An 11,608-nucleotide genomic window follows, 5' to 3' on the forward strand; every position below is an offset into this window, starting at 1 on the left:
GATGGTACTGCAGGGGGGACCCTGTGGGAGAGTAGGACGCCGCCGAACAATCATTCAGGGAAAGCCCCCCGCCTTTTGGCGGGGGGCTTTTTCGCATTTCCGGGGCATTTTCGGACGCCCCTCGGGGTGGGCGGGTGGAACGAGTCCGGTCTGTGATCGGTGGGCTGTTGTCTGGGTCGGGGGTTGGCGGCAGACTGCCCGTCATCGAGATTGGTCCAGACCACCGGCGGACGGGAGGGCTTCGGGGGAATGGGAGCGGACGGGTGGGGTTCGCCCGCGGGGGTTCGGCGGGCGGGGCAGCACGGGGTGGTGCTGGGAGCTGCTGCGGTGACGGTGCTGGTGGCGGTGGCGGTGTTGACCGCGCTGACGGCACTGACGGGGAGTTCGGTGACGCAGGGGATGCGGCACCGGTTGGCGGCGGATCCGCGATTCTCGGTGTCGCTGTCGGGGCGGTATGCCGAGGGCGGGGACACGGCGGTGGATGCGCAGGTGCGGGCGGCGTTGCACCGGGCGTTGCCGGGGATGCCGGCGGAGATCGAAGAGGCGCTGCACGGGACGATGCCTTTGCGGACGCCGCTGCCGAAGGTGGCGGGGGTGGACTCGTCGCCGCTGGGGTTGGCGATGGCGCCGCTGGCGGTGACGGAGCCGCAGCGGGTGGCGGAGTTGGCGCGGGGGGCCTGGCCGACTGGGCTTGAGCAGGTGGCGGTGTCGGAGACGGCGGCGCGTTTGCTGGGGGTGTCGACGGGCGCGAAGTTGCCGTTGGCGCTGCCGGCCGGCGGGACCTTGTCGCTGACGGTGAGCGGGGTGTACCGGGAGCTGCCGGGGGCGGCGCGGCTGTGGCGGGCGTGGGGTGCGACGTCCGCGGTGGAGTCGCCGGAGCGCCTGGTGCTGGCGTCGCAGGAGTTGCTGCGGACGCATCCGCTGCTGCACGACCAGGTGGACGTGCAGTGGACGGCGGTGCCGGAGCCGGGGCAGGTGCGGCCGGAGGGGCTGGGGCTGCTGCGGGACCGGGTGGAGCGGCTGACGGGCGGTGATGTGAACCGGGCGGTGTTCCGGGGCGCGAACCCGTCGCTGCAGGGGTTGCGGGCGTCGAGCGATCTGTCGGCGGTGTTGAACGATCTGCGGTCGCCGATGATGGTGGCGCGGTCGGGGATGCTGGTGCCGGTGACGATGCTGGCGGTGCTGTCGGCGGTGACGATGGTGCTGACGGCTCGTCAATTGACTGATTTCCGGCGGGCGGAGCTGCTGTTGCAGCTGGCGCGCGGTGCGGGTCGGGCCCGGCTGTTGGGTGCCGCGGCGGTGGAGTGGGCGCTGTGCACGGTGCCGGCGGCGCTGCTGGGGGTGTGGGTCGCGGGGCCGTTGCTGCGGTTGCTGGAGCGGCTGGGGCTGCCGGTGGACGGGGCGGCCGCGGAGGCGACGGGCGCGGCGGCCTGGGCGGTGGCCGGGGTGGCGCTGGTGCTGCACGGGTGTGCGGCGCTGCTGCCGGTGCTGTGGACGGCGGACGGCGGCGAGCGGGAGACGCCGTCGCGCAGTGCCCGGCGGGCGGTGGCGCAGCGGGCCGGGGCGGACCTGGCGCTGGCGGCGGTGGCGGTCCTGGCCTATCTGCAACTGCGGCAGTACCAGGGGCTGTTGAGCCCGGCGTCGAGTGCGGTCGGGTTCGATCCGGTGCTGGTGGCGGCGCCGGTGGTGATGACGGTGGCGGCGGCGTTGCTGCTGTTGCGGTTGTTGCCGCCGCTGGGTCGGGCGTTGGAGGCGTTGGCGCGGCGCGGGCGGGGTCTGGTGGCTCCGCTCAGCGGTTGGCAGGTGAGTCGGGGCCGGGCGGGTCAGGCGGCGCCGGTGCTGTTGATGGCGTTGGCGTTGGCGGTCGGGGCGTTGACGACGACGGCGATCGCGGGTGAGGGGCCGAGCGATCGGGACCGGGCGGCGTTCGAGCTCGGGGCGGACCTGCGGGTGACGGGTGGTGAGCTTCCGGCGGGGGCGCGGCTGGCGGCGCTGTCGGCGGTGCCGGGGGTGGCGGCGGTGACGCCGGTGGCTTCGGTGGCGGGCCAGATCCAGGGGTCGCAGGTCTCGGTGCTGGCGGTGGACACGGCGGCGGTGGGGCCGGTGGCGACGTCGGAGCGGACGGCGCCGGGGGCCTGGACGCATGCGGTTCCGGCGGTCCGGGCGGATCTCGAACAGGGCGCGCTGGCCGACCAGTTGGCGTTGCTGCGGGACGACAGGGTGCCGGTGCACGGGATGCCGCTGGAGGGACGCCCGTCGGAGCTGAAGGTGCGGGCGGCGGTGTCGGCGGCGGACCGGGTGGGCCAGGTGTGGCTGGTCGCGCAGGTGGAGGACGCGAGTGGCCTGGTGACGCAGGTGCAGGCGGAGCTGACGGCGGACGGGGTGGCCCGGTCGGTGTCGCTGCCGTTGGCGTCGGGGACGTTGCACTATCCGCTGCAGGTCACGCAGTTGGGGGTGCGGAGCGCGGCGCGGGGTTTCCCGCGGGCGACGCTCCGGCTGACGGTGTCGGCGGTCGAGGGGGCGAGCGTGCCGCCCGGCGCGAGCTGGGTGAACGTCACGCGCGGGGACGTCCGGGTGGCGGGCATGGGGTGCCCGGGCGTGACGGATCTGGGGGATCGGCGGGTCGAGGCGGGGGTGTGCGAGGTGTCGAAGCCCGAGGGCGGGCTGCTGTCGGCGGTGGTGCGCGGGGCGGATCCGGCGCAGGGGGAGGCCTTGGACGGGGTGTCGTTCGGACTGCTGCCGCCGGGGGCGCCGAAGCGGGTGCAGGGGATGCCGGTGACGGGGTACCTGGTGCCGGCGCTGGTGAACGAGGCGTTCGCGCGGAAGATCCGGTTCGGGATCGGTGGCGAGGTGCGGCTGATGGGCGGCGCGGAGGACCTGTTCGGGCTGCGGATCGTCGGGGTGCTGCCGGAGCTGCCGGGTGGCGGGGACCGTGACAAGGCGCAGGTGCTGGTGGATCTGCCGGCGTTGTCGGCGGCGCGGTCGGGGCTGGGGCTGCCGCCGGTGACGGACGGGTCGTGGCTGCTGGCGGCGCAGTCGAGGGCCGGCGCGGAGCAGGCGGAGCGGGTGATCGCGGCGGATCCGCGGCTGGGCCGGGTGGAGAGCGTCCGGTCGCGGGCGGCGGCGCTGGCGGCGGATCCGTTCCGCTCGGGCCGGCGCAGTGCGCTGGTGCTGTCGTTGGCGCTGTCGCCGGTGTTCGCGGTGGCCGGGTTCACGGTGCACGCGGTGGGTTCGGCGCGCTCGAGGCGCCGGGAGTTCGCGGTGCTGCGGGCGATCGGGGTGCGGCGCCGGCAGTTGGCGGGGGTGCTGCGGCTGGAGCAGTTGGCCGTGGTGGGTTTCTCGGTGCTGCTGGGTGGGGCGCTGGGTGTCGCGCTGGCGGCGGTGGTGCTGCCGTTGATCGTGGTCGACGGGAGCGGCCAAGCGGTGTTCCCGTCCATGGAGTTGACGGTGGGCTGGGGCTGGACGGCGGCGGTGGTGCTGGCGACCGGTCTGGGGGTCGGCACGGTGGTGCTGGTGCTGTCGCGGATGTTGGCGCGGGTGGATCTGGCGCGTGAGCTGCGGGCGGGGGAGAGCGGATGAGGGGCCTCGGCGGGTTCGGTGGGTGGCGTCCGGCGCTGCGGGAGGCTCGGACGGGGTGGCCGGTGCTGGTGGTGCTGACGGCGCTGGCGGTCGTGCTGACGGTGGCGTCGCTGCTGTGGCCGCCGGTGTTCGACGGCCTGGCGACGAAGGAGCTGAGCCGCCGGCTGACGGTGGCGCAGGTGGACGGGCCGCTGGTGATGGCGCGGGCGTCGCTGAAGGCGCCGCGGAACTTCTACGGCAATTCCACGGCGCCGCAGTTCGGCTCGTTGGACAGTGACCTGACCCGGGTCGGGGAGACCCTGCGGCAGGGGGCGTCGGGGGAGTTGGCGCACACCCTGGTGCGGGTGTCGGGCTGGGCGCAGAGCGAGGGCATGAAGCTGTCGGGAGCGGGCGTGCCCGAGCCGGACGACAGTGGCACGTCGGTGTCGCTGGCGTACGCGCAGGACGCGGCGGACCGGGTGCGCTGGACGGCGGGCCGGGCGCCGGCGCAGCCGGACGGGGCGAAGGAGGCTCCGATCGAACTGGGGATGTCCCGCCGGGGGTTGGAGCAGTTCGGGCTGACGGTCGGGCAGCGGGTGAAGCTGGAGGGGCAGACGGAGGCCACCGAGGCGGTGGTGGTCGGCGAGTTCGAGCCGCTCGACGGCGCGGACCACCTCTGGCGTGAACTCCCCTTGCTGAACTCGCCGTTGTACGCGCCGGAGCCGAACGGGTACGTCCGGTACGGGCAGGCGCTGGTGGCTCCGGCGGGGCTGGAGGCGCTGGAGGCGCGCGGGTCGCTGTCGGTGTCGGCGACCTGGGCGTTCCGGGCGGCGCAGCAGCCCTGGGGGACCGGTGGCACGGCTGCGGGTACGCGTGAACTGGCAGTCGGGGCAAAGGGGTTCACCAGGTCGGCGGTGGACCGGGTGTGCGGCGAGATCGTCTCGGATTCGCTGCCGTGCCCGGCGGGGGTGCGGACGGTGTCGCCGCCGCAGGTGCAGGAGCGGCTGTCGGTGCTGATGGACCGGTTCGCGGAGCAGCGGGCCCGGACGGTGTCGTTGCAATCGTTCGCGCTGGCCGGGCTGTTGGCGATCGGGGTGTGCACGGCGGTGGCGGCGGCCCGGCTCGGGGCGCGGCGCCGGGAGGCGGCGCTGACGCTCCAGCGGGCGCGCGGGGCGGGTGAGGTCGCGCTGGCGGCCGTGCGGGCCCTGGAGGCCGTTCCTGCGGTCCTGGTAGGGGTGTTGGCCGGCTGGCTGGCGTCCCGGTCGCTGGCGGGGGAGCGGCCGCTCGGTGCGTGGTGGCCGGCGCTGCTGGCGGCCCTGCTGGTGGCGGGCGCGCCCGCGGTCGCGGTGTGGTGGCAGGGTCGGGCGGTCCGCCGGGCGGCCCGGGAGCCGGTGCAACGGCGGGGCCTGAAGCGGGCGTTGGGCCTGTCGGCGCGGGTCGTGGTGGAGGGCACGGTGCTGGCGCTGGCGGCGGCGGGCGTGCTGCAGTTGCGGCTGCGCGGCGCGGTGTCGGCGGCGGCGACCGACCCGGATGCTCAACTGGCCCTGGTGCCGGTGGTGTTGGGCCTGGCGGCGGTGGTCGTGGTGCTGCGGGTGTACCCGGTGCCGCTGCGGGTGCTGACCGGTTGGGCGCGGCGGCGGCGCGGCACGGTCGCGCTGGTCGGCCTGTCGCAGGCCGGGCGGCGTTCCGCGGCGGCGGCGACGGCGTTGCTGGTGCTGGTGCCCGCGCTGGCCTGCGCGGTGTTCGGCGCACTGGTGTCCGGGACGGTGCGGCAGGGCCGGGTGGAGGCCGCCGAGTGGCGCACCGGCGGGGACGCGGTGGTCCTCGGGCCGTCGCAACGCCCGTTGCCACTTGAGGAGTTGGCGAAGGTGCCGGGCGTCGGCGGGGTGCTGCCGGTACGCGGCGGGGTGGCCGTGCTGACCGCCGACGAGGACGGCTCGGTGGTCAAGGGCGTCGGCCTGGTCGGCGTCGACCGGGCGGCGCTGGAGGCGGTGGAGCCGGGCTCCCCGGTGGCGGCGGCGCTGTCCGGCGGCGCCCTGTCCGCACCGCTCGCCGCGGGCGCGGAACTGCCCGCGCTGGCCGACGCGAAGACCGCTGCGCGCTACCCCGAGGGGTCGTTCGACGCGGACGCCGGGGCGACCAGGTTCCGGGTCCGGATCGTCGGCGTGCTGCCCGCCGGGGCGGACCGGGACCGGGCGATCGGCCCGGTGGTCGGCGACGTCGCCACCGGCCCGCTTCTGGTGTTCGGCGGGCCCGCCGCGGACCGGCTGCCCCGGCAGACCGGGCAGCGCAACGCCGCGGTGCTGTTCGTCGAGCCCGGCCGGCCCGGCTCGCCGGCCAGTGCGCAGCGGATCGACGGCGCCCGGCTGCGGGCCGTGGTCGCGGCCTCGGCGGCGACCGGGGGCGCGGGTGGCGCAGGGGCGGCCGGTGGTGCGGTGCTGCGTGGGGCGCCGGTGGAAGTCCGCGATCTGGCAGGGCAGTTGAGGGAGTCGACGGACGACGGGCTGGTGTCGGCGCTGGAGCTGGCGTTCCGGACGGCGGCGGCGATCGGGCTGCTGCTCGGGCTGGCGGCGGTGGTCCTGGAGCTGCTGCTCGGCTCGGCGGAGCGCGGGCGGATGCTCGCGTACCTGCGGACGCTGGGGCTGGACGGGCGCTCTGCGGCGGGCGTCCAACTGGTGCAGCTGCTCCCGGTGATGGCGGCGGCGGTGGTCGGCGGGACGGTGCTCGGCCTGGGGCTGCCGTGGCTGCTCGGGCCGGCGCTGGAACTGCGGGCGTTCACGGCGGGGCCGGGGGCGCCGGCGTTCGCGCCGGACTGGCTGACGATAGCTGCCGCCGCTCTGGCGCTGCTGGTGCTGGTGCCGTGTGCGGCGGCGCTGGAGGGGGTGACGGGGCGGCGGCGGGTGCCCCAGTTGCTCCGGCTTGGTGAAGGAGCGCAGTAGCCGGTTCAAAAACGGACAGTGCAACGGGGTCGTGCGTCGTCGGCGTGCGGTCCCGTCGCGCTTGGCCGCGCAGTTCCGCCCCCTCGCTTCGTTGGGGGGACCCCCAGCGCCCCTGACGGGGCGCGAGAGTTAGGGGTGTCAGTAGGGCGCGGTAGGTTCATCGGTGCGATGTGTCCTGATTGTGGGTGAGGTGTCCGTTGCAGTTGGCGCAGGTGGAGGGGGTCCTGGAGCGGGTCACGTACGCCAATGAGGACACGGGGTACACGGTGGCGCGGGTGGACACCGGGCGTGGGGCGAATGATCTGTTGACGGTGGTGGGGGCGCTGCTCGGGGCGCAGGTGGGGGAGAGCCTGCGGTTGTTCGGGCGGTGGGGGTCGCATCCGCAGTACGGGCGGCAGTTCACGGTGGAGAACTACACGACGGTGCTGCCGGCCACCGTGCAGGGCATTCAGCGGTACTTGGGTTCGGGGTTGATCAAGGGGATCGGGCCGCGGTTCGCGGAGCGGATCGTGGAGCGCTTCGGGGTGGAGACCCTGGAGGTGATCGAGAACGAGCCGAAGCGGCTGATCGAGGTACCGGGGCTGGGGCCGAAGCGGACGAAGATGATCGCCAAGGCGTGGGAGGAGCAGAAGTCCATCAAGGAGGTGATGGTCTTCCTGCAGAGCGTCGGGGTGTCGACGTCGTTGGCGGTGCGGATCTACAAGCAGTACGCGGACGCGTCGATCGGGGTGGTGAAGAACCAGCCGTACCGGCTGGCGGCGGATGTGTGGGGCATCGGGTTCCTGACGGCGGACCGGATCGCGCAGGCGGTGGGTATTCCGCACGATTCGCCGGAGCGGGTGAAGGCGGGCCTGCAGTACGCGCTGTCGCAGTCCACCGACCAGGGGCACTGTTATCTGCCGGAGGAGCGGCTGATCGCGGACGGGGTGAAGCTGCTGCAGGTGGATGTGGGGCTGGTGATCGACTGCCTGGCGGAGCTGGTCGCGGCGGAGGGTGTGGTGCGCGAGCGGCTGCCGGGTGGGGACGGGCTGGAGGTCACCGCGGTGTATCTGGTGCCGTTCCACCGGGCGGAGATCTCGCTGGCGGGCCAGTTGCTGCGGCTGTTGCGGGCCGAGGAGGACCGGCTGCCGTGGTTCCGGGGGGTGGACTGGCCGGCCGCGCTGGGCTGGCTGGCGAAGCGCACGGGTGCGGAGCTCGCCCCGGAGCAGGAGCAGTCGGTGCGGCTGGCGCTGACCGAGCGGGTCGCGGTGCTGACCGGCGGGCCGGGCTGCGGCAAGTCGTTCACGGTGAAGTCGATCGTGCAGTTGGCGCTGGCGAAGCGGGCGAAGGTGGTGCTGGCGGCGCCGACGGGGCGGGCGGCGAAGCGGCTGGCGGAGCTGACCGGCGCGGAGGCGTCCACCGTGCACCGGCTGTTGGAGCTGAAGCCGGGCGGGGACGCCGCGTACGACCGGGACCGACCGTTGGACGCGGACCTGGTGGTGGTGGACGAGGCGTCGATGCTGGATCTGATCCTGGCGAACAAGCTGGTCAAGGCGGTCGCGCCGGGTGCGCACCTGCTGTTCGTGGGGGACGTGGACCAGCTGCCGTCGGTGGGTGCGGGCGAGGTGCTGCGTGACCTCCTGTCGCCTGGCAGCCCGATCCCGTCGGTGCGGCTGACCCGGATCTTCCGGCAGGCCCAGCAGTCGGGTGTGGTGGTGAACGCGCACCGGATCAACGAGGGCCTGCCGCCGCTGACCGACGGCCTGCCGGACTTCTTCCTGTTCGCGGAGGACGACACGGAGCGCGCGGCGGGCCTGACGGTGGACGTGGTGGCCCGACGCATCCCGCAGCGCTTCGGTCTGGACCCGCGGCGCGACGTCCAGGTGCTGGCACCGATGCACCGCGGCCCGGCAGGGGCGGGCGCGCTGAACACGCTGCTCCAGTCGGCGGTCACGCCGGCCCGCGAGGGCCTGCCCGAGCGGCGTTTCGGTGGGCGGACGTTCCGGGTCGGCGACAAGGTGACGCAGATCCGGAACAACTACGACAAGGGGCGCAGCGGCGTCTTCAACGGCACAGTGGGCGTCGTGACCTCGCTCAGTGTGGACGATCAGCGGCTGACGGTGATGACCGACGAGGACGAGGAGATCCCGTACGACTTCGACGAACTCGACGAGTTGGCGCACGCGTACGCGGTGACGATCCATCGTTCTCAGGGCAGCGAGTACCCGGCGGTGGTGATTCCCGTCACGATGTCGGCGTGGCCGATGCTTCAGCGCAACCTGCTGTACACCGCGGTGACGCGGGCGAAGAAGCTGGTGGTCCTGGTGGGGTCGCGGAAGGCGATCGGGCAGGCGGTGCGGGCGGTGAGCGCCGGGCGGCGGCACTCCGCGCTGGACCACAGATTGGCCTCGGGGCGTGGTTCAGGGGGTACGGTACGGGCAGAGGTTGTCTTGACGTGAAGAGATTTAGGGCGGAACCTGGTCTGGTGCCGATCTTGTCCGGTTCACACCGGCTGCGGCAGCAGAGTTTGTAGGCCCTGGTCCTTTCCCGGGTCACCCCCGGTGCGCGGCCGTCCTTCGGATGGGGGATCGTTGAGACAGTCAGGGCAGTCGGATGAGGATCAATTTCGTCGGTGAGGAAGACGTGAGCGACAAATCGGTAGTACTGCGGTACCAGGACGGCGAGTACGAGTACCCCGTCGTCGAGAGCACTGCGGGCAACGCCGGCTTCGACATCTCGAAGCTGCTTCCGCAGACCGGCCTGGTCACCCTGGACAACGGTTTCGGCAACACCGCCGCCAACAAGTCCGCGATCACCTTCATTGACGGTGACGCCGGCATCCTGCGCTACCGCGGCTACCCGATCGAGCAGCTGGCCGGCGAGGCCAACTTCATCGAGACCGCCTACCTGCTGATCAACGGCGAGCTGCCGAACGCGGGCGAGTTGGCGACGTTCAGCAACGAGATCACCCAGCACACCCTGCTGCACGAGGACGTCAAGCGCTTCTTCCAGGGCTTCCCGCGGGACGCCCACCCGATGGCGATGCTGTCCTCGGTGGTCGGCGCGCTCTCCACCTTCTACCCGGAGAGCCACAACCCGTTCGACGCGGACCAGCGCCACCTGTCGACGGTGCGCCTGCTGGCGAAGCTGCCGACGATCGCGGCGTACGCGTACAAGAAGGCGATGGGCCAGCCCTTCGTCTACCCGCGCAACGACCTCGGCTACGTCGAGAACTTCCTGCGGATGACCTTCGCCGTCCCGGCCGAGGACTACGAGCTGAACCCGGTCGTGGTCAACGCCCTGGACAAGCTGCTCATCCTGCACGCCGACCACGAGCAGAACTGCTCCACCTCGACGGTGCGCCTGGTCGGCTCCTCGCACGCCAACCTGTTCGCCTCGATCTCGGCGGGCATCTCGGCGCTCTGGGGCCCGCTGCACGGCGGCGCCAACCAGGCCGTGCTGGAGATGCTGGAGCAGATCAAGAACGACGGCGGCGACGTCGACGCCTTCATCCGCAAGGTGAAGAACCGCGAGGACGGCGTCAAGCTGATGGGCTTCGGCCACCGCGTCTACAAGGCGTTCGACCCGCGCGCCGCGCAGGTCAAGGTGCTCGCCCACGAGGTGCTGGCCCAGCTCGGCAAGTCCGACGAGCTGCTGGAGATCGCCCTCAAGCTGGAGGAGCACGCGCTCAAGGACGACTTCTTCGTCTCGCGTCGCCTCTACCCGAACGTGGACTTCTACACGGGTCTGATCTACCGCGCGATGGGCTTCCCGACCAGCATGTTCACCGTGCTGTTCGCGCTCGGCCGGCTGCCCGGCTGGATCGCCCACTGGCACGAGATGATCAAGGACCCGACCAGCCGGATCGGCCGCCCGCGGCAGATCTACACCGGCGTCGAGATCCGCGACTACGTGCCGCTCGACGGCCGCTGAGCGAGCCGCGACCGAACGAAGGGGCCCGGCCCCCGGCCTCCCGATGAGGGAGGCGGGGGGCCGGGCCCCTTTTTCGATGCCGTGGTGCTGGTCGTTGGGGCGCACGGCGCCCGGGACGGACCCCGGGTGGGGAACGGCCGCTCAAAGCAATCCCCGGGCTCCCGGATCCGGCCCGGCGCCGTGCGCGAGGGCCGTCGACGAATCGACGACCGTCCGGGGCCCGCCGGAGCCCCGCTCTACAAAAGGTAAGACGTAACAGGGGGCGCAGAGTTACGCCAGGGGGGTGTGAGTTGCCTCTCTCCACTCTCCGTGTGCATCCGCGCACCCGGACGGCGGAGCGCATATCACACCGCACGGTGAGCGCGCGACGTCACCCACCCCGCAGACACCGCAACCCAGCGTGATAGGAATCGTGGCAATCCGGTACGGACCGCCTGCCATCCGCTGAGCGGTGAACGGTCAGGGAGGGAGTCCGCTATGGCCAGGAACGTTGTTGTCACCGGTGGAGGAACCGGCATCGGCCTCGAGGTGGCCCGGCGCTTCGCCGAGGCCGGCGAGCAGGTGGTGATCGTCGGCCGCCGTCCCGGCGTCCTCGACCACGCCGCCGCCGAACTCGGCCCCAACGTCACCCCGTTGGTGTGTGACCTCGCCGACCCGGACGCCGTGGAGGCCGCCCTGGCCGAACTGCCCGCCCGGATCGACGTGCTGGTCAACAACGCCGGCAGCCGGGAGACGGTGTTCGGCGCCGGCCCGCACGCCGTACTGGCCCGCTGGCGCGGCGACTTCGAACGCAACGTGCTCACCGCCGTGCTGCTCACCGAGTCCGTCCGCGACCGGCTCACCCCCGGCTCCGGCCGGGTCATCACCGTCTCCTCGATCGCCGCGCTGCGCGGCGCCGGCTCGTACGGGGCGGCGAAGGCCTCGCTGCACGCCTGGAACAACTTCCTGGCCGCCCAGCTCGGCCCGTCCGGGATCACCGCCAACATCGTGGCGCCCGGCACGGTGGCGGGCACCGAGTTCTTCGGGCCGCGCCTGGACGAGGCGGAGGTCGCCCGCCGCTCGGCGCGCACTCTGCTCGGCCGGATCGGCGAGTCCGGCGAGGTCGCCGCCGCCGTGTGCTTCCTCGCCTCCGAGGAGGCCGGGTTCATCACCGGCGAGATCCTGCACTGCAACGGCGGTGAACTGCTCGGCCGTTGACC

Annotated in this window: 5 protein-coding genes; all 5 read left to right on the forward strand. The window is 73.1% G+C overall.

Features of this window, described 5'->3' with window-relative positions:
• Positions 1 to 309: 309 nt before the first annotated feature.
• Positions 310 to 3,579, forward strand: a complete 3,270-nt coding sequence (locus ACFYST_RS15505) for an FtsX-like permease family protein (protein ID WP_387862610.1) — start codon at positions 310 to 312, stop codon at positions 3,577 to 3,579.
• A complete protein-coding gene (locus ACFYST_RS15510) occupies positions 3,576 to 6,497 on the forward strand; it encodes a hypothetical protein (protein WP_387862613.1) in 2,922 nt (973 codons plus the stop codon). Before ACFYST_RS15505 ends, ACFYST_RS15510 begins: the two co-directional genes overlap by 4 nt.
• 197 nt (positions 6,498 to 6,694) lie before the next feature.
• Positions 6,695 to 8,935 carry an ATP-dependent RecD-like DNA helicase gene (locus tag ACFYST_RS15515; protein ID WP_387862616.1) on the forward strand — a complete coding sequence of 747 codons (2,241 nt, stop codon included), beginning with the start codon at positions 6,695 to 6,697 and terminating at the stop codon, positions 8,933 to 8,935.
• A 184-nt stretch (positions 8,936 to 9,119) separates the two neighbouring features.
• On the forward strand, positions 9,120 to 10,409 hold the full coding sequence (locus ACFYST_RS15520; RefSeq protein WP_387646642.1) for a citrate synthase: 1,290 nt from the start codon (positions 9,120 to 9,122) through the stop codon (positions 10,407 to 10,409).
• A gap of 477 nt (positions 10,410 to 10,886) precedes the next feature.
• Complete coding sequence (locus ACFYST_RS15525) at positions 10,887 to 11,606, forward strand: SDR family NAD(P)-dependent oxidoreductase (protein ID WP_387646640.1); 720 nt, start codon at positions 10,887 to 10,889, stop codon at positions 11,604 to 11,606.
• Positions 11,607 to 11,608: the final 2 nt, after the last annotated feature.

It is taken from the genome of Kitasatospora sp. NPDC004614 (assembly GCF_042873675.1).
Lineage (GTDB): Bacteria > Actinomycetota > Actinomycetes > Streptomycetales > Streptomycetaceae > Kitasatospora.

Bases quoted from the DNA above. Each gene is read 5' to 3' on its own strand.
- ACFYST_RS15525 (WP_387646640.1), top strand. From the start codon at position 10,887: ATGGCCAGGAACGTTGTTGTCACCGGTGGAGGAACCGGCATCGGCCTC.
- ACFYST_RS15510 (WP_387862613.1), top strand. From the start codon at position 3,576: ATGAGGGGCCTCGGCGGGTTCGGTGGGTGGCGTCCGGCGCTGCGGGAG.